Annotated in this window: 18 protein-coding genes; 8 read left to right on the forward strand and 10 right to left on the reverse strand. The window is 63.7% G+C overall.

Annotated features, from left to right (window positions below; genetic code table 11):
- Positions 1-10: 10 nt before the first annotated feature.
- Positions 11-853, reverse strand: coding sequence for a BtpA/SgcQ family protein (locus DV706_RS12715; RefSeq protein WP_006064482.1), 843 nt, complete (start codon positions 851-853; stop codon positions 11-13).
- 63 nt (positions 854-916) lie between these two features.
- The gene (locus tag DV706_RS21475; RefSeq protein ID WP_161569802.1) at positions 917-1,066 is read right to left on the reverse strand and encodes a hypothetical protein; all 150 of its coding nucleotides are present in this window, start codon (positions 1,064-1,066) and stop codon (positions 917-919) included.
- A 300-nt stretch (positions 1,067-1,366) separates the two neighbouring features.
- Between DV706_RS21475 and DV706_RS12720 the strand changes: the two genes are divergently transcribed.
- Entirely contained in the window at positions 1,367-2,470 is a 1,104-nt protein-coding gene (locus tag DV706_RS12720) for an NADH:flavin oxidoreductase/NADH oxidase (RefSeq protein WP_006064483.1), read from the forward strand.
- Between the two features lie 24 nt (positions 2,471-2,494).
- Here the strand turns inward: DV706_RS12720 and DV706_RS12725 are convergent, their stop codons facing one another.
- Positions 2,495-3,058: a thioredoxin family protein gene (locus DV706_RS12725; RefSeq protein WP_006064484.1), complete on the reverse strand. Its 564-nt coding sequence runs from the start codon at positions 3,056-3,058 to the stop codon at positions 2,495-2,497.
- Between the two features lie 123 nt (positions 3,059-3,181).
- On the opposite strand from DV706_RS12725, the gene DV706_RS12730 reads away from it, so the two are divergent.
- The 3 genes from DV706_RS12730 (at position 3,182) to DV706_RS12740 (ending at position 5,592) form a co-directional block, all read left to right on the forward strand.
- Entirely contained in the window at positions 3,182-3,847 is a 666-nt protein-coding gene (locus tag DV706_RS12730; protein ID WP_006064485.1) for a hypothetical protein, read from the forward strand.
- A gap of 96 nt (positions 3,848-3,943) precedes the next feature.
- A complete protein-coding gene (locus tag DV706_RS12735; protein WP_006064486.1) occupies positions 3,944-4,429 on the forward strand; it encodes an Lrp/AsnC family transcriptional regulator in 486 nt (161 codons plus the stop codon).
- A gap of 2 nt (positions 4,430-4,431) precedes the next feature.
- Entirely contained in the window at positions 4,432-5,592 is a 1,161-nt protein-coding gene (locus DV706_RS12740; protein ID WP_006064487.1) for a pyridoxal phosphate-dependent aminotransferase, read from the forward strand.
- A 37-nt stretch (positions 5,593-5,629) separates the two neighbouring features.
- On the opposite strand, the gene DV706_RS12745 is transcribed toward DV706_RS12740, so the two are convergent.
- Positions 5,630-7,075, reverse strand: coding sequence for an amidase (locus DV706_RS12745; protein WP_049889612.1), 1,446 nt, complete (start codon positions 7,073-7,075; stop codon positions 5,630-5,632).
- 69 nt (positions 7,076-7,144) lie between these two features.
- The gene (locus tag DV706_RS12750) at positions 7,145-8,296 is read right to left on the reverse strand and encodes an NAD(P)/FAD-dependent oxidoreductase (RefSeq protein WP_006064489.1); all 1,152 of its coding nucleotides are present in this window, start codon (positions 8,294-8,296) and stop codon (positions 7,145-7,147) included.
- A 176-nt stretch (positions 8,297-8,472) separates the two neighbouring features.
- Here DV706_RS12750 and DV706_RS12755 point away from each other — a divergent pair, with 176 nt between their 5' ends.
- Positions 8,473-9,462 carry an ornithine cyclodeaminase family protein gene (locus tag DV706_RS12755; protein WP_006064490.1) on the forward strand — a complete coding sequence of 330 codons (990 nt, stop codon included), beginning with the start codon at positions 8,473-8,475 and terminating at the stop codon, positions 9,460-9,462.
- A 200-nt stretch (positions 9,463-9,662) separates the two neighbouring features.
- Positions 9,663-11,537 carry a sensor histidine kinase gene (locus DV706_RS12760; RefSeq protein ID WP_006064491.1) on the forward strand — a complete coding sequence of 625 codons (1,875 nt, stop codon included), beginning with the start codon at positions 9,663-9,665 and terminating at the stop codon, positions 11,535-11,537.
- A gap of 6 nt (positions 11,538-11,543) precedes the next feature.
- On the opposite strand, the gene DV706_RS12765 is transcribed toward DV706_RS12760, so the two are convergent.
- From DV706_RS12765 to DV706_RS12780, 4 genes are all read right to left on the reverse strand, one after another.
- On the reverse strand, positions 11,544-12,125 hold the full coding sequence (locus DV706_RS12765) for a HalX domain-containing protein (protein ID WP_006064492.1): 582 nt from the start codon (positions 12,123-12,125) through the stop codon (positions 11,544-11,546).
- Positions 12,126-12,219: 94 nt separating this feature from the next.
- Positions 12,220-14,439, reverse strand: a complete 2,220-nt coding sequence (gene purL, locus DV706_RS12770; protein ID WP_006064493.1) for a phosphoribosylformylglycinamidine synthase subunit PurL — start codon at positions 14,437-14,439, stop codon at positions 12,220-12,222.
- A 309-nt stretch (positions 14,440-14,748) separates the two neighbouring features.
- Positions 14,749-15,096, reverse strand: coding sequence for a winged helix-turn-helix transcriptional regulator (locus DV706_RS12775; protein ID WP_006064494.1), 348 nt, complete (start codon positions 15,094-15,096; stop codon positions 14,749-14,751).
- A 95-nt stretch (positions 15,097-15,191) separates the two neighbouring features.
- Positions 15,192-15,605 carry an SRPBCC family protein gene (locus DV706_RS12780; RefSeq protein ID WP_006064495.1) on the reverse strand — a complete coding sequence of 138 codons (414 nt, stop codon included), beginning with the start codon at positions 15,603-15,605 and terminating at the stop codon, positions 15,192-15,194.
- A 130-nt stretch (positions 15,606-15,735) separates the two neighbouring features.
- Between DV706_RS12780 and DV706_RS12785 the strand changes: the two genes are divergently transcribed.
- A complete protein-coding gene (locus tag DV706_RS12785) occupies positions 15,736-16,710 on the forward strand; it encodes an aldo/keto reductase (protein WP_006064496.1) in 975 nt (324 codons plus the stop codon).
- Between the two features lie 321 nt (positions 16,711-17,031).
- The gene (locus DV706_RS12790; protein WP_006064497.1) at positions 17,032-18,030 is read left to right on the forward strand and encodes a transcription initiation factor IIB; all 999 of its coding nucleotides are present in this window, start codon (positions 17,032-17,034) and stop codon (positions 18,028-18,030) included.
- 207 nt (positions 18,031-18,237) lie between these two features.
- Here the strand turns inward: DV706_RS12790 and DV706_RS12795 are convergent, their stop codons facing one another.
- Positions 18,238-18,777 (reverse strand): CBS domain-containing protein, encoded by a 540-nt coding sequence (locus tag DV706_RS12795; RefSeq protein ID WP_006064498.1) that lies wholly within the window; start codon positions 18,775-18,777, stop codon positions 18,238-18,240.
- Positions 18,778-18,807: the final 30 nt, after the last annotated feature.

Here is an 18,807-nt window from a genome sequence, read left to right on the forward strand (position 1 = left end):
CGGTGTGCGTTCACGGCTGACTCGAGTCCCGTGTGGCCGATACGAGGGTCTCGACACGCTGACGTGAGACCGGGTTCGTCGTTTCCCCGCCTGCTTTGAGCGCTGTACCGACGATGACGCCGTCAGCACCCGCCTCGAGACAATCGCCGACCGTCTCGCTCGTCACGCCGCTGCCGACAAAAACGGGGGTCCGCTCCGGTGTCGATGTTCGGTCCGCCAGCACGTCCGCGACTCGCTCGACGTCCTCGAGTGCAGTCTCGACACCAGTTCCGGGTCCCGAGACGATCACGCCGTCAGCCATGCCACGTTCGGCTGTCTCGAGTGCGGCCTGCTCGAGATCCCCCTCGCCGACCGGCGTCGCGTGTTTGACATGAACGTCCGCGAGGATGGCGACGTCGGCCTCGAGCCGATCGCGAAGCCGGAGCGTCTCGTGGGCCTGTCCCTCGAGGAGGCCCTGATCGGTCGCCGCAGTGCCGACGTGGACGTTCACCCGGATAAAGTCGGCCGCAGTGGCGGCGGCGATCGACAGCGCCGCGTCGGCGTCGTTTCTGAGCACGTTGATGCCGAGCGGGATGTCCACGGTTCGCTGCAGCGCCGACGCCAGCGCAGTCATATCTGCGACGACGTGGGCCGGAACGTCTTCGGAATAAAACGGTGTGTCGCCGAAGTTCTCGAGCACGATGCCGTCGGCTCCGCCAGCCTCGAGTCGGCGGGCGTCCTCGAGCGCGCGAGTGCGGACGGCATCGCGGTCGCCGTCGAACCCCGGCGCGCCGGGGAGGGGTGGGAGGTGGACCATCCCGAGAACGGGTCGATCGGCGTCGAAGCGATCGCGGAGGGGTGTCGGTGTGGGCATAGCGGTGGTGTGGGCTCGAGGGCCAAAAGCCCGCACGATAAGTGACCAGACGAGATCGGTTCCTCAGCCAGTCGACGGCTCAGACGACAGCTGGCTGTCGTAAAACCGGGTTCGTGCGACCAACAGATACGCAAGGACGACGAGCGGGACGGCGACGAGTGGCACGTAGCTGAGACCGAAGACAGTCACCCCGAGTGCCTGATTGAGAAGCAATAGTCACGAGGGACACGACCATCCAGCAGTCGTTCGCGGGCTCTACGTCCGTGATCTCGAGTATACGCACCGGGTCCAACTCGCACCCCGGTGTAGTGACGCGTGGTGGATTCAGACGCGAGGAACGCCCGAAGGGTGGGCCAGCTGTCACCGTTGATAGTCGAGCCTACGACACCCCAATGGGTAGTCAATAGTCCAACACCGGGAGCCAGCATCACGAACAGCTCCGCTCGAGCCTCGAGGCGGCAAGGCCGGCCCCGTCCACGACCGTTTTGCCGTCGCCATCGAAACACACGCGCGATGACCGATTTGTTTACGCCACTCGAGTTGCGCGACCTCGATATCCCCAACCGGATCGCCGTCTCACCGATGTGCCAGTACTCCTGTGAGCCCGACGGGCTCCCGACGGAGTGGCACCGCGTCCACCTCGGGAGCCGCGCCGTCGGCGGTGCCGGCATCGTCATGACTGAAGCCACCGCCGTCGAACCGCGCGGGCGAATCACGCCTCACGATCTGGGTATCTGGAGCGACGAACACGCCGACGCGCTCGAGCCGATCACCGCGTTCATCCGCGAGCAGGGTGGCGTGCCGGGGATTCAACTGGCCCACGCGGGTCACAAGGCGAGCAAGTGCCGTCCGTGGGATGGCAACCTCCCGATTCAGCCCGGCGAGACCGACCCCGACGGCGCGTCGGGCTGGGAGGTGCTCTCGCCGTCGCCCGACGCGTATCCACCGTTCGACGGCGACCGACCCGCAATGAAACGAGCCGACGCGGACGACATTCAGGGTGTGATCGACGCCTACCGGGCCGCAGCCGAGCGATCGCTTTCGGCCGGCTTCGAAATCGCCGAGGTCCACGCGGCCCACGGCTACCTGCTTCATGAGTTCCTCTCACCCGTGACGAACCACCGGGCGGACGAGTACGGCGGGAGCTTCGAGAACCGCACGCGCCTGCTCCGTGAGGTCGTCAACGCGGTCCGAGACGTCTGGCCCGAGGACAAGCCCGTCTTCGTCCGTATTTCAGGTACCGACTGGCTCGAGGGACAGGACGCGTGGGATCTCGACCAGTCCGTTCGACTGGCTGACGATCTTGCCGACCGTGGCGTCGATCTGATCGACGTCAGTTCGGGCGGACTTCACCCTGATCAAGACGTTCCCGGCGGGCCGAACTTCCAGGTGCCACTCGCCGAAGCGGTCCGCGAGGGTGCAGACGTCGCCGTCGGTGCAGTCGGCGGCGTCACCGAACCCGAGCAGGCCGACGCACTCGTCCGCAACGGCCGTGCCGATGTCGTCCTCGTCGGCCGGGAGTTCCTCCGCGATCCGTACTTCGGGCTCCGAGCGTCCGACGACCTCGAGGACGATCCGATGGCGTGGCCGGAGCAGTACCGACGGGCGGTTCAGTAACGCACTGACTGCTGGGCGACTCTCTCAGTCATCAGTCCACTTGATCGAACAGCCTTGCGAGGGCTGCCACTCGAGGTCGACTGACTCGCCCGCGAGCACCGCCTCGATCGCCTCGCGAATGTGGAACCGCGTCGGCTCGTCGTCGGGATTGAGCGCATCGTCGAGGCGGCCCTGATAGACCAGCTGAAATCCATCCTCGGTGTTTTCGAACAGGAACGGATCCGGCGTACAGACCGCGCCGTACGCTCGAGCGACCGCCTGGCTGGCGTCGCGCAGGTAGGCGTCGTACTGGATCGTGCCGTCGTCGACGTACTCACGCATTGCCTCGAGGGAGTCGTCGGGGTACTCCTCGGCGTCGTTGGGGTTGATGCCGACGACGGCAACGTCGTCGTACTCGTCAGCCAACTCGTTTAACAGATCGAACTTCGCTTTCGCGTACGGGCAGTGGTTGCACGTAAAGACGACCAGCAGCGCCTCGGCGTCGGCGAACGACTCGAGGGAGTGGGTCTCGCCGTCTGCCCCCTCGAGTTCGAACGCGGGGGCCGCGTCGCCGGCCGCGAGTTCGGAGTCGGATTCTTTGAGTACCATGGTCGTCGGTTCCGGACCTGCGGTCTTAAGCACCTCGCTGGGCTGTGGATTCGAGCAACAGGCTGTGCCAGCGGACGGTCAACACGACCTACATATTTGTACCCTCCGTGAGATCGATCTCATATGCAAACGCTCGAGGTCACAGACGACCAGTACGCTGCCATCCAGTCGCTTCGCGAAGCGATCTCCGAGGACGTCGTCGGCGAGTACGGCTTCGTCCGCGAACGCGATGCCGTCCAGTTCCTGCTCGACAATCTCGACGACGACGCGGCTGTGTCCGTCGAGACGACAGTCGAGTCCTCGGCGACCGACGACGTCGCCGCTTCCGTCGGGGCCGCAATCGAGGGCGAGACGGATCCACACGCCCTCGAGGAAGTCTCCTACGTCGAAGACGAGTCCGTCACGGACGACGCCGAAGTCGAAGTCGAAGCCGACCCGGACCCCGAGACCGAGACTGGCAGTGATTCGATGGGCGAGTTGAAAGGCGACTCGAGTGATAGCGAAGCCGACGCCGAGGAGCGTGACGACGAGAGCGATGCTAGGAACGAACCCGACTCCGGTACCGACGGCGATGAGATCGGTGTCGATGCGTCCGGCGGTGCCAGCGGTGATGCCGACGATGACGATATGTTAGACGAGATGATGAGCCTCCTCGAGACCCACGACGACAAGTGGGGCGAGGCCACGTCGGCGGACTACCGCTACAGCGTCGAGTTACCCGACGGCACGACGGAACAGGTCCAGACGAAAGACGACGTTCGGGCGCTGTTGTTCAAAAACTACCGGTAGGCTGTCGGTGTGCGATCCGGATCGCACGCGAGTCCAACTGTTCAGTGACGATCGAACAACGGTAGAACTTTACTCACGCTTGCATTTCTGGGAGATATGAGCGAACGCGAGGTACTCGAGTTGCTTCGTGAGAACGCGCGCTATTCGACGGCGGATATCGCGCGAATGACCGGCCTCAACGAGTCTGAGGTCGAGACCACGATCGAGGAACTCGAGGCAGCAGGTGTGGTTCGTGGATATCAAGCGGTCGTCGACTGGGATAAACTGGAAGACGAACGCGTCCGAGCCGAAGTCGAGTTGAACGTCACGCTCGACCGCGAGACGGGCTACGACGACATCGCAGAGCGCCTCGCACGGTTTCCCCAGGTCAAAGCCTTACGGCTGGTCAGCGGCGACTACGACTTCGATATGGAAGTCGAGGGCGACTCCATCCGCGAGGTTTCTCAGTTTATCAGTGAGAAGGTCGCACCCGTCCCCGAGATCACCCAGACGGTCACACACTACGTGATGACTTCCTACAAAGAAAACGGGATCGAGCTCGGTGACGGCGAAGACGACGAGCGGCTGTCGTTCTCACCCTAATCATGACGTTCGAACTGTCCGAACGCGTCCAGACGGTGCCGCCGTCGGGGATCCGACGGTTCTTCGAGATCGCCGAGGAACGCGACGACGTCATCTCGCTTGGAGTCGGTGAGCCCGACTTCTCGACGCCGTGGGCGGCCCGCGACGCCGCGATCACCTCTCTGGAGCAGGGCAAGACGTCCTATACCGCGAACCGGGGGATGCGCGAACTCCGCGAGTCGATCGCCGACTACGTCGCTGACCGCTTCGAACTCGGCTACGATCCCGACGAGGAGATCATCGTCACCGCCGGGGCGAGCGAAGCCGTCGACCTCGCCTTCCGGGCGTTCGTCGATCCTGGCGACACGGTCGCGATCGCCCAGCCATCTTACATCTCCTACGAGCCCGGCGTCATCTTCGCCGGCGGCGAGGTGTTGTCCGTGCCGACGACGGAAGAAGACGAGTTCCGACTCACCGTCGAGGGCCTCGAGCAAGCGGGCGCGGACGAGGCCGACATGCTCGTGCTCTGTTACCCCAACAACCCGACGGGCGCGATCATGACCGAGGCTGACCTCGAGCCGATCGCGGAGTTCGCCCGCGAGCACGATCTGATGGTCCTCTCCGACGAGATCTACGCCGAACTCACCTACGACGGAAACGAGCACACCTCGATCGCGACCCTCGAGGGAATGCGCGAGCGAACCATCGTCTTCAACGGCTTCTCGAAAGCCCACGCGATGACCGGGCTGCGACTGGGGTATGCACTCGGCCCCGCCGAGGCCATCAACGCGATGAACAAGATCCACCAGTACACGATGCTGTCCGCGCCGACGACGGCCCAACACGCCGCCCTCGAGGCGCTCGACTCCTGTGAAAAGGACGTCGAGGACATGGTCAACGAGTACGACCGCCGTCGCCAGTTCGTCCTCTCGCGATTCCGCGAGATCGGCATGGACGTCTTCGAGGCGAAAGGGGCGTTCTACTGTTTCCCCGAAGTGCCCGAGGGCTTCACGGCAGAGGAGTTCGCTGAAGGCGTCCTCCGCGAACAGGGCGTCGCAGTCGTCCCCGGCGACGTCTTCGGCGCGGGTGGCGAGGACCACCTGCGGATCTCCTATGCGACCGGGCTCGACGATCTCCGGAAGGCCTTAGCCCGGATCGAAGCGTTTGTCGAGGAACACGCATAGTCCAGCGCCCTCGAGAGAGCGCGGTTTTTGACTCGACCTACGTGTCCGGATAGTGCTGTTCCCAGGGTCGGGCGCGCTCGAGTGCCCTTGCAGCAGCGAGCACGTCCGACTCGGCGTAGCGGCGGCCAACGACCTGCAGCCCGACCGGGAGCCCGTCGTCGGTGAGGCCGGCAGGAACCGACGCGGCCGGGTGGCCCGTGAGATTGAACACCCACGTGAGCATCGCGTCAGTCGGAATGCCGGCGACCTCGTGGCCGTCGATCTCCGTCGGGTAGCGATCGCGCAGGTGTTTGCCGTACGGTGGGACAGTCAGTGTTGGTGTCACGAGGATGTCCGCGCCCTCGAGTGCCGCCTCGATCGCGTCGTAGGCTTCGACACGGGGCCCGTTCGCGAGTCGTTCCTCGAGCGGGTCCAGATCGGCACCCAGCGAAATCGTCGAACGGACTGTCTCCTCGACGTCGGCCGTCTCGAAGTCGATGCCGTACTGTTCTTCGACCCGGGTCGCGACCGCCGCGAAGTAGCCGCCGACCTGCGTGTAGTAGGCCCGGCGAAGCACGTCGACGTCGGGGAGCGAGACGTCGACAGTGTCGACCGCCGCGCCGGCAGCCGCGAGGTCATCGACGGCCGCCTCAACCGTCTCGCGGACGACGGGAGCAACGGGCTGGAGATTCAGATCCGGACTGTACGCGACCGAGAGGTCGTCTGTCGGTCGCTCGAGCGCCTCGAGGACGTCGTCGTCACCACGGGGGACGCTCAGTGGATCGCGATGATCCGGCCCGGCCATGATCTCGAAGCCGAGCGCGACGTCCGCGGCACTGCGGGCGATGGGGCCGCCGACCATGAACGGCGAGTGGCTGTCGAACGACTCGAGCCGTGAGTTCGAGGGGATGCGTCCGAACGAGGGTTTGAGTCCGATGACGTTACAACACGACGCCGGAACCCGCAGCGAGCCGCCGATATCCGAGCCGGTCGCGAGTCTGGCGAGGCCGGCGGCGACTGCCGCTGCCGACCCGCCGGAAGAGCCACCCGCCGACCGCTCTCTGTCGAACGGGGTCGCCGTCGCGCCGACGAGCCGGTTGTCGGTTTTGATCGTGTGGGCAAGCGCCGGCGTGTTGGTCGTGCCGACGATCACCGCACCGGCGGCCTCGAGGCGTTCGACGGTGATCGAATCCTCCGTGGCGACGTTCTCGGACAGGGCAGCGAGTCCGAGCGTGTTTCGGACGCCGGCCTTGCGGTCCCGGAGGTCTTTGATCGCGACCGGCACGCCGTGAAGCGGGCCGAGATCCTCGCCGGCGGCGGCCGCACGGTCGGCTTCGCGGGCCCGTTCCCGGGCCGACTCCTCGAGCACCGTGACGTACGCGTTCAACTCCTCGGTGGCCCCGATTCGCTCGAGCACGTCGTCGACGACGGCTGCCGACGACATCTCGCCGTCCCTGATCGCCGCCGCGAGGTCGCGGAGAGAGGTAGTGATAGTATCAGCCATGATGAGTGTGACCATGGCCGTCGAGATAAATCCACGGACAGCGACGTAACTGGCTGCCGACGCAAACGCTCAGACGACGTTTCGTTCCACTCGAGCCGACGATGTCTTGAAGCGGTCGCTCGAGAGCGCCGTGGGATCGACCAGCGACAGTTCGCCGTCGGTGACGAGTTCGGCGACAAGCGTCCCGGTTGCGGGAGCGTGCTGAAAGCCGTGGCCCGAGAAGCCGGCGGCGGTAACGAAGCCAGGAGCCGTCTCCTCGACGATCGCAGTTTCGTCCGGTGTCACCGCATACAGGCCCGCCCAGCCGCGCTTGATCGCCGATTCGGGGCCGAAGTAGGTCGTCCAGTCGGCAACGGTCTCGAGAGCCTCGACGGCCCAGGGGAACGCCATCGATCTGTCGTAGCCGTCGGGATCACAGGCGGGATCGGCGTCGCCGACGTGGCCGCCGACCAGCGCGTCGCCGTCGCGATCCGGCCGGAAGTACGTGCCGCTCTCGAGGTCGATCGTCAGCGGATCGGTTTCGGGAACAGGCTGACCGGGCTCGACGACAGCGATCTGACGGCGTTTCGGGGTGATCGGTAGCTCGCAGTCGGCCATCGCCGCAACCTCGCCGGCCCACGGCCCCGCGGCGTTAACCACGAACTCGGCCTCGAGCCGGCCGTCAGGCGTCTCGACACCGGTTACCCGACCGGCGTCCGTTCGGATCACGTCCACGACCGGCGTCTGTGTCCGGACGTCGACACCCTCGTCGGCCGCTGCCTGCGCATAGCCCTGCAACGCGAGGTGTGGGTCGGCAACGCCGTCCGTCGGGGAGTACGTCGCTGCGACGAACTGCTCGTGGTCGACTCCGGGGCAGTGGTCCCGTATCGAATCGGGCTCGAGCACTTCGCTTGGAACGCCGCGGTTGTTTTGCATGGCGACCGCCTCCTCGAACCGCGTCGCCGCCGCCTCGCTCCGGGCGAGAAAGAGATAGCCGATTTGTCGGTAGTCGATGTCGATGCCGAAGCGCTCCTCGAACGTGTCCCAGACGCGCATGCTCTCGAGGGATAGCTCGACGTTGATCGGCGTCGAAAACTGTGCGCGAATGCCGCCCGCGGCCCGTTCTGTGCTCCCCGAGCCGATCGAACGCTGCTCGCAGACGACGACGTCGACGCCGCGGGTGGCGAGTTCGTACGCAGTTGCCATCCCGACGACGCCGCCGCCGATCACGACTACTGTCATGCTATGACGAATCACACGTTTGTGGATAAGCGTTCGGTCGAGTCTCGAACGCGGCGGCGAACGGTCCGGATGACGTCGGGACTGGCTCCTCGAGCGCCGATCGATCCGCAACGGGTCCGGTTCGATCGGTCGAGGATGGTCAGACGACTAAAGTAGCCGACCGAGTATGTGCGCGTATGGTTCGCGTGCTCTCTGATGCAGATGTCGCGTCGGTACTTGATCTCGAGGCGCTGCTCCCGATCGTCGCCGACGCTTTCGAGAAACAACGAGCGGGCGCGGTCGAGCGCCCTGAACGACCCCACTACCCGATCGGGGCGGGTCTCGACCCCGACACACCTGACGAGCCGACTGGCACCGGGCTCTGTATGCCCGCCTATATCCACGGCAACGCCTACGTCGCGACGAAGCTCGTCACCGTCTGCGAGGACAACCCCGAGCGCGGGCTGCCGACGGTCACGGCACAGCTGACACTTGCCGACGCTGAAACCGGCCAGCCAGTCAGCTATCTCGCGGGCAACCGGATCACCAGTGCCCGAACGGGCTGTATCGGTGGGCTCGCTGCCCGCGAACTCGCCGTCGACGGGCCGCTCGAGTTGGCAGTGATCGGCGCGGGCACGCAAGCGCGTTGGCAGACGCGAGCGATCGCCGCCGCCGTCGGCGTCGGCCGACTCGACTCGATCCGCGTTTACTCGCCCAGTGACTCCCGACTCGAGTGTGCTCGTGACCTCGAATCGGACCTCAGTGTCGACGTGACGCCAGTCTCGAGTCCACGCGAGGCCGTGGCGAACGCCTCGGTCGTCGTCACGACGACGACGAGCACTGAACCCGTATTCCCGGGCGAGGCCCTCGCTGACGGGGCGCTCGTGGTTGCCGTCGGGGCGTACACGGCCGAGATGCGTGAACTGGACGATACGACGATCGAACGCGCGTCTCACATCGTCGCCGACGTTCCGGAAGAGGCCAGCGAGACCGGTGATCTTCGAGGCCACGACGACCTCGAGATCCGCTCGTTCGGCGATATGTTGGCTACCGACGACGGCCGTCAGTCGCCGGACGAGATCGTCGTCCTCGCAAGTGTCGGGAGCGCGGTCTTAGACGCTGCAACTGCCGAGTTCGTCTTCGATCGATCCGAAGACGCCGACCTCGGCACGACGGTACCAGTATGAACGTCATGGGCTCGAACACCATCGCAAACTGATGAGTGGTGTTGCGTACCATAGCGGCTCCCGGCCACGACACTGAAATAGCCACTCCGCAAAGTGGGGTCCGAGTAGCTGCCGATGAGTGATCTGACAGTGCGACCCCACAGCAACCATCTCGGAGGGGGTGTCCAACGGGTGCCGAACGGCGACGGAGGGCGAGACCGATGACGATTCGCTCAATTCCTGTTGCCGATCGTGTCACCGACGCCTTCTTCGCACTCGATACGGACTTTCGCTTTACTTATCTCAACGAGCGCGCCGAAACCCTGCTGAAACGCCCTCGTAAGGAGCTGATCGGCCGCGTGATGTGGGATGAGTTCCCACAGACTGTCGAAACTCAGTTCCCCGATGGGTTTCATCGCGCGATGGACGAGCAGATCACCGTCTCGTTCGAGGTGTACCACGCCCAACTCGAGACGTGGTTCGAGGCCCGCGCGTATCCGTCCGAAACCGGCCTCTCGGTCTACATGCGCGACGTCACCGAGCGAAAATCACAGGAGACGACGATCGCCCAGCACGCCGCCGTCGTCGAGGCGGTCTACGATGCGATCCTCACGCTTGATCGCAACCGCGAGCTCGTCACCGTCAACAGCGCCATCGAGGAACTTCTTGGCGCTGATCGTTCGGACCTCATCGGCGAACACGTCGAAACGCTGACCCAGCAAGCAGGGATCTCAGACGACGATGCCGTCGAAATCGGTCGTGCGATCACCGACGTCGACGTCGGCAACGCCGACAGACGCCAGCTCGAGGTGGCGTTTACTGCTGCTGATGGGAGCGATCGAGTCGGCGAGTTTCGGTTCGTCCCGATCGAAGACGACCACGCGACCGTCGCGGCCGTTATCCGGGACGTCACTGACCGCCACGAGTACGAACGCGTCGTCACGTCGCTGCACGAAGTCACTCGGTGGCTTCTCGAGTCGGACGACCCCGAAGAGATCTGTGCAGTCGCCGTCCACGCCGGCAGCGACCTGCTCGATCTCCCGATCAGCGGCGTCTGGCTGCTCGACGACGAGCAGGGGTATCTCGATCCCGTTGCCGGAACCGCCGGCGCACACGACGAGTTCGGTGGGCTTCCGCGATTCTACCCCGGCGAGGGACTCGTCTGGGACGTTTTCGAAGGCGGCTCGGTGGAGCGCTTCGACGACCTCGAGTCGATTGCGGAGCTCTACAACCCTGAGACGACGCTTCGATCGGAGATCATCGCTCCCATCGGAACCCATGGTGTCCTCATGACTGGGGCGCTCGAGGCCAATCAGTTCGACGAGACCGACGTCGACCTCGTCTCGACGCTCGTCGAGAACACGCGCGCAGCGCTCGACCGAGCCAATCGTGAGCAGGTTCTTCGGAACCGAACAGCCGAACTCGAGCGTCAGACAGAACGGCTCGAGTCGGTTGCCGAGATCCTCTCAACCGACTTGAAACAGCAGCTGTCTACCGTCGCAAACGCACTCGAAGACGATGCCGACGAGTGGGAGTTCCCGCTCGCGGAGGATTCGGTCGAAACCACGCTCGATCGCGCTGAACGGCTCGTCGACGACGTCCGCGAGTTCGCCCGAAACGCCTCGGCCGTCGGCCCTCGGTGTCGGATCGATCTCGAGGAAGCAATCGAGAGCGCACTCGAGCAGTCACAACTGGACAGCGCCCACATCGTCGTCGAACGGCCAGCAACGCTTCGGGCCGACGCAGACCGATTTTCCCACCTCCTCGAGACAGTGTTCGACGATGTGGCGGCTCGCGCCGACGGCGAGGTGACGATTCAGGTGGGGCTTCTTGGCGTCGACGAGACAGCGTGCTCCCGTGGTGTGTTCATACGGGACGATGCGACCGAGATTCCGCCGGCGGCTCGTGAGCCACCGGCCGAGTCGACGACCGGAGGCGCAGTCAGTGCGCCAGCCAGTCCTATCGACGGGCTGGGGCTTACCCTTGCCAGAGCGATCGCCGAGGCCCACGACTGGACGTTGACCGTCGATACCGGCGAGAATGGTGAGACACGGTTCGAGATCCGTGACGTGACGACCCTCGAAACGCAGTCCTGAATCGTACTACGGTGTGGGCTCGCACGTGAGGTCCTGATAGAGTCGCCGATAACAGCCCTGGTCGAACAGCTCCGTCATCGTCTCCTCGACACGAACACGACACACTGCGAGTTGGTCCTGAAGACGCGCGTACTCGTCGCTCGATTTGCGTTCGGCAGCGGTTTTTTCCGCATCGAACAGGGCCTTTGTCGAGGCGAGTGCGAAAAACTGCTGGAGCTGTTCGTCGTAACTCGAGCGCAACACCAGTTGCTCGACAATCCGGAGCAGTTCGTCTTTCGAGACTGGTTTGACGAGGTAGTCGTCGACCGCCGCCTCGATGATGTCGAACGTCGGTTCGACAGCGGTGATCATCGCAACACGACACTCGAGGTCGCGCTCTTGAAGCATCGTCAAAAGCGCCTCACCGGATAATCCGGGGATCCGTCGGTCGAAGAGAACGACGTCGATCGTCCCGTCGATTACAGCTCGCGCCGTTTCACCATCGGACGCCATCTCGACGTCGTACGTCTCCTCGAGCCAGGTCGTATACAGGCTCGCGAGGTCGGGTTCATTTTCGACGATCACGACGGACGTCGTATCAACAGTCATTCTACAGTCATCCCCAAAGAGTAGTTCGTTTCCTGAATGTGACTGATAGTATATCAAAATACCGGGCATCGGAAATTGCCGATCCGAGCAGCGCTTACTCGAGGCCGTTTTCGATGGTCGAGCGGTGTTCGTCGACCGTCGCGGCGTCCGTCGTGATCGTCTCCGATCCAACGTCGATCGTCAACTCGCCGTCGTCGGTTGCCGTCCCGAGTTCGACGACCGGGGCGACGCCGTCGAACGCGTCTGTGACCGTTTCGGGCGACTCGGTCTGAATCAGGACTCGACCCGGCTGTTCGTGGAAGAGGACAGCCGATTCGTCTCCAGCGTCGGGGACGGGAAGCGAGACCTCGAGACCGGCTTTCTCGGTGACCATCTCGGCAAGCGAGACGGCGAGCCCACCGTGGCTAACGTCGTGAACCGCAAGCGTCGACTCGTCGTTCGCCACGTCGGCGAGTGTCTCGACGACGGCTGCGGGGTCGGCCGGCAGTTCGGGGAACCCGTCACTGCCGTCGAACTGGGCGAGATACTCCGAGCCACCGAGCCGAAGGTCGCCGGCCTCGAGGCCGACGTCGCCGACGAGCAACAGCGTGCCTTCCGATTCGACCGACAGCGGCGGGGCGTCGTAGCCGTCTTTCGTCCCGACCATCGCCAGCGTCGGCGTCGGCGGGATCGGGCCGGCGACGGAGTCGTTGTACAGCGAGACGTTCCCGCCGACGACCGGAGCCGAGAGCGTCGAACACATGTCCGCGAGCCCGTCGACGGCGCCCTTGAAGCCACCGTACACATCGGGTTTCTCTGGGTTGCCGCCGTTGAGACAGTCGACTGCGGCAAGCGGTGTTGCGCCTTTGGCTGCGATGTTCGTCGCGTTCTCGAGGGCAATCGCTTTGGCACCTTCGTAGGGCGCGACGGCAGTCCAGTTCGGTGCCGCACCGGAGGAAATAGCCAGCCCTTGCCCGATCTCGCGGCTATCGCCGCTCGATTTATCCGCGGAGTGTGGCTCCGCGCTCGCTTCTCGGACGGCGATAATCGCCGCGTCGTCGCCCGGCCCAACGCTCGTGCGGACACCGACTTCGTGGTCGTACTGTCGGTAGACCCATCGTTTCGAGGCCGTGTTCGGACTCGAGACGACAGCGTCGAACGCCTCCTCGAGGTCGACTGCGGGCAGGTCGGTCTCGGGCTGGTCGACGGGTTCGCTCTCGAGGTCGTTCATTGGCGCGCCTTCGCCAAGGAAGTAGGCGTCGACGTCGACGACCGTCTCGCCCTCGAACGTGCAGGTGTAGTTCTCTTCGGTGACCTCACCGATAACCGAACAGCCGAGGTCGAAGCGTTCGGCGATCTCGCGGACACGATCGACGTTGTCGGGGTTGACCTCGTAACACATCCGCTCTTGAGATTCGGCCAGCAGGATCTCTAAGGCGTTCATGTTCGGCTCACGCTGGTGGACGCGCTCGAGTTCGATGTGTGCGCCGAGGCCGCCTTTGGCGACCAGTTCGCTCGAGGCACCGCCGAGGCCGGCGGCACCGAGGTCGCGTGCGGATTCGATTAGCTGCTCTTCGACGAGCTGTTCGTTGGCCTCGATCAGCAGCTTCTCGGCGTAGGGGTCGCCGACCTGGACAGCCGGTCGATCCTCGGTTTCGGCGTCCTCCGCTAAGTCCTCGCTGGCGAAACTCGCACCGCCAAGGCCGTCACGACCGGTGCCGTTGCCGACGAGCACCAGCTTGTTGCCGGGCTCTTGAGCGACGGCGGTGACGAGGCGTTCCTCGTCAGTGAGGCCGACACAGGCGACGTTTACGAGCGGATTGCCCTCGTAGTCGGGGTGGAAATCGACGCTGCCCGCGACCGTGGGGACGCCGATACAGTTGCCGTAGTGGCTGATCCCTTCGACAACGCCTTCAAAGAGGTACTTCGAGTGTTCGTCGTCGAACTCGCCGAAGTACAGCGAGTCCGCGAGCGCGATCGGATAGGCACCCATCGAGAGGGTGTCCCGGACGATCCCGCCGACACCCGTCGCGGCCCCATCGAACGGATCGACGTAGGAAGGGTGGTTGTGGCTCTCGATCCCCATCGTGATGTAGGTGCTCGAGCCGTCCTCGTCCTCGTCCTCGTTTCCGGGCAAGGCAACGACCGCCGCGTCGTCACCCGGCCCGATGACGACCTGGTCGCCCTCGCTGTCGAACGCGGAGAGCAGCGGTCTCGAGGAGCGGTACGCGCAGTGTTCACTCCAGAGGTTCTCGAACAGCGCCGCCTCTGCCGGCGTCGGCTCTCGCCCCAGCTCAGAAACGACGAGCTTGTGGTCCGAATCGGCAAGACTCATTCATGTCGGTGATGGAAGTCGGGTAGTAAAGGGGTTTCTATATACACGTTCGTGTATCGTTTCTGCAACTGTGAGTGGTGTGCAGTAGCAAGCCATTGCTCACACGTCGCTCGTGAGTAAGTCGGTCAACTGTCTCGAGGCCGACGACTGCCAGTACGAACCGCTGTGGACCACCTGGAAAACAATTGGCGACGAAACCAGTGGTGTCAACTCGCGTTCGCTCGGCGCAGACGGTCTGTGGTCACTGTCTCCCGGCACACCCGCGACCCGCCATGCGGGTGCACCAGAACTGACCGACAGTACTCCGTCTCAGTGCTCGAGTTCGGCGTCCTCGAGCCACGAGCCAGCCCAGCACTCGATTTCGTCAAAAACCGGCTCTAAGGACTCTCCTTTCGCGGTCAGGCTGTAGTAGGTGGCGATCGGGGCGTCTTCCTCGATGCGACGTTCGACGAACCCCATCTCCCCGAGATCGTCGAGCACGCGCGAAAGCGTGCGTGCGTTCGCCCCAGTCGAGCGCTTGAGTTCGTTAAATCGCTGCTCGCCAGCCAGCAGTTCGTGGAGGACGGCAAGTCGCCACTGTGAACCGATCTGCTCGAGCGATTCGATGACGGGACAGGCGGCGTTCTCGTCGCGGGGTTCAGTTTGTGGAGAGGACATTGAGACGTTCTATCGTGACTACGTCGTGGCCGTCTTTAGTGGTTCGGGTCCGAACCAGCTAACACGGCGTTAGCAGGACACACGGGAAGGCGCGTTCAGTCGGCGTCGAGGACTGACTCGAGTCTCTCGAGTGCCCGAAGCGAGATCGGCGCGGAGCCGACAGCGTGCACCGGGAGTTCGAAGATGACTCGACATCGATCCGCAGTGAGTGCTTCGACCCGGTGGGTCGCGGCAGGAACACCAGCGACACACCAACTCCATCGACGATCCGAATCCGAGTAGTCGGTGATCCGAAATGGGACCCACACGCCGGACACCAGCACGTGGCCAGTCGTCCCGAGTTGTATCCGACGCTCAGTCGCCTCGACACCGGTTACGAGCGGTGCCCAGTCTGGCCATCGAGCGGTGTCGACGAGGAGATCCCAGGCGTCAGCTGCGGGGACAGAAAGCACGTGTGATGCCTCGAGACGGCGACCGTCCCGCGTGTGTGCGGTCTGGAGGCGAGTCATGTGTACCGACTGGTACGTCGGCCGTGGACATGGAGGTTTGCACCGCCACGGATACTGTCTCGTCTGGCGGCCCGCTCGTCGACGCGTCCACGACGCATACTGTTTTTTGACCGGCGCGCATCCGTCCGGTATGGAGTATACGACACTCGGTTCGACCGGGATGGAAGTCAGCCGGCTCTGTCTTGGCTGTATGAGCTTTGGCTCGAGTGACTGGCGCGGGTGGGTGTTAGAAGACGAGGAGAGCAAAGCCATCATCGAGCGGGCGATCGATCTCGGAATCAACTTCTTCGATACGGCGAACATGTACTCGAAAGGCGAGTCCGAGCGGATTCTCGGCGAGGCACTCGAGGGCTACCGCGAGCAGTCGGTCGTCGCGACGAAAGGCTACTTCCAGATGCGCGAGGACGACCCAAACTCGGGCGGACTCTCCCGAAAGGCGATCGAACAGGAACTCGACGCCAGCCGCGATCGGTTAGGGATGGATACCATCGATCTCTACCAGATCCATCGCTGGGACGACGACACGCCGATCGAGACAACGCTTCGGGCGCTCGACGACGCTGTTCGGCGGGGCCACGTTCGCTACATCGGTGCCTCGTCGATGTGGGCCCACCAGTTCGCCGACTCGCTTTATACGAGCGACCGGCTGGGACTCGAGCGATTCGTCACGATGCAAAACCACTACAACCTCGTCTACCGGGAGGAAGAACGCGAGATGTTACCGTTCTGTGAAAACGAAGACATCGGCGTCATGCCGTGGTCGCCACTGGCGCGTGGCTATCTCACCCGGCCGCACGCGAAGATCGACGCGACAAAACGCGGCGAGACGGAAGAACACATGTACGACCACCCCTACCGCGATGGCGGCGGCCAAGAGATCAACGAACGTGTCGCCGAAATCGCCGCTGATAAGGGCGTAACGATGGCCCAGATCTCGCTTTCGTGGCTGTTGCACAAAGAGTGGGTCGACGCACCCATCATCGGCACGACGAGCATCGAACATCTCGAGCAGGCCGTCGACGCCCTCGAACTCTCGCTGTCGTCGTCGGAGATTGCCTACCTCGAGGAGCCCTACGAGCCGGTGGCGGTTTCTGGCCACGACTGAGACGGACTACTGTCGGCAGTGACCACCGATCACCGACTTTGCCGCTGGTGATCGGGACAGCACACCGTATGACTGACCCGCTTCTCGAGGACAGGATCTCCATTGAAAACGGAAATCCGAAACGCGTGCTCGAGTGACGACACTGCTTCGGGTTTTCCGATGTGATATTTGTCATCGGTAAACTGATTCTGGTTACACGGACCCAGCATATTGGGAAAGAGTAATTAGAGTTCGTTACAACAGGTCGACCAGCGACGACCGGATCCGCCGTCCACGCAACCGAGACGTCAGGCGTCCGGTCAGCGAAGCCACCCCAGCATAATGCCACACACGAAATTCGATTCGACATCGTCGACCGCAGAGGGAACGAAAGCGCAGTCCGCGAGCGAGGGAACTGATCAGTCTACCGAGACAACCACGACCTGCCCCGAGTGCGACGGCCGACTGATCGTCCGGGACGATCAGACACACTGTGAGGACTGTGGTCTCGTCGTCGACGAGGACCGCATCGACCACGGCCCGGAGTGGCGTGCGTTCAACGCCACTGAGAAGAACGAAAAGTCCCGGGTTGGTGCACCGACGACGAACATGCTGCACGATCGCGGTCTGTCGACGACGATCGACTGGCAGAACAAAGACGGCTACGGGAGCACCCTCTCCGCCCGAAAGCGACAGCAGTTTCAGCGGCTCCGAACCTGGGACGAACGGTTCCGCACGCGTGATGCCACCGAACGGAACCTGAAACACGCCCTCGGTGAGATCGACCGGATGGGCTCGGCACTCGGGATCCCGGACGCCACCTTAGAAACCGCGAGCGTCATCTATCGCCGCGCACTCGAGGAAAACCTGTTACCCGGCCGATCGATCGAAGGGATGGCGACAGCCGCGCTGAACGCTGCCGTTCGACAGACGGGCGTCCCGCGGTCGATCGACGAACTCGCAACCGTCAGCCGGATCGACTACCTCGAGGCAGCCCGCGCGTACCGATATCTCGTCAGAGAACTCGAACTCCCAATGGCACCGCCGGACCCGCTCGAGTATCTCCCGCGGTACGCGTCGGCGCTCGAGATCACAGCCGAGACGGAACGGCGCGCCCATGATCTCCTCGAAGGCGGAATGGAGGCAGGGCTCCACAGTGGGAAACATCCCGTTGGTCTCGCCGCTGCTGCGATCTATGCGGGGAGCCGACTGACAGGGGAAACGCTCACACAAGACGACGTCTCGGATGCGATCGACGTCAGCAAGGTGACGATCCGGAACCGCTACCAGGAACTGCTCGAACACGAGATCACGACGTCCGACTCCACTGCTGCGGACTGATGCGACAGCAGCCACAAACGTGTCGCTCGCAGATCACGGGCCGTCGGTCCACAACCACCGACTGGGCCCACAAGAGCTGAGGCGGTTTGCCACCCCGAACAGCACACCGTAACGAACGAGTCGGCGTGAGCGAGACGGCCCTCGAGACGCGCCCACGCGTAGTTCGCAGTGTTTTGGAAAACGCGGCCGCACGCGCGCTCGTGCTGATCAGGAAAACCGAGAGGCGATATCCGCTTCGGTGATGATACCGACCGTTTCGCCGGCTTCAGTGATCATCACGGCCTTGTAGTGCTCGAGCAGATTACTGATCTCGTCCAGGGTCGCATCTTTCGAGACCGTCGGAAAGCTTTCGCTCATGTGTTCTTCGATGGACTCGTCTCGCACTTCGGAGTCGAGATGGACGAGGTCGCTCTGGCTGATCGAGCCGACGGGGATCCCATCCTGAATCACGGCCAGCTGCGAGTAGGCTTCCTCTTCCATCTTTCGGGCGGCTTCCTTGACGGGGTCGTCGGGCGAGACGTTGACGACGGCTTCGTTCATCAGGTCGTCAGCGCGGACGACGTCGCTCTCGGCTTTCTCGAGTGCGTTGACGATTCGACGAAGCGTCGAGAGTCGCGGGTCAACGTCTCCGCCTTCGATCCGGGCGATCAACGGCTGTGAGACGTCGGCCTTGTCCGCAAGTTCACTCTGGGTGAGCCCGAGTTCGGTTCGGCGCTGGCGGAGATCCGCGGACGTCGGGAGTTCCATACGGTTGGATAACTGCGGGTTATAGAAAAT

The sequence above is a fragment of the Natronorubrum bangense genome (assembly GCF_004799645.1).
GTDB lineage: Archaea > Halobacteriota > Halobacteria > Halobacteriales > Natrialbaceae > Natronorubrum > Natronorubrum bangense.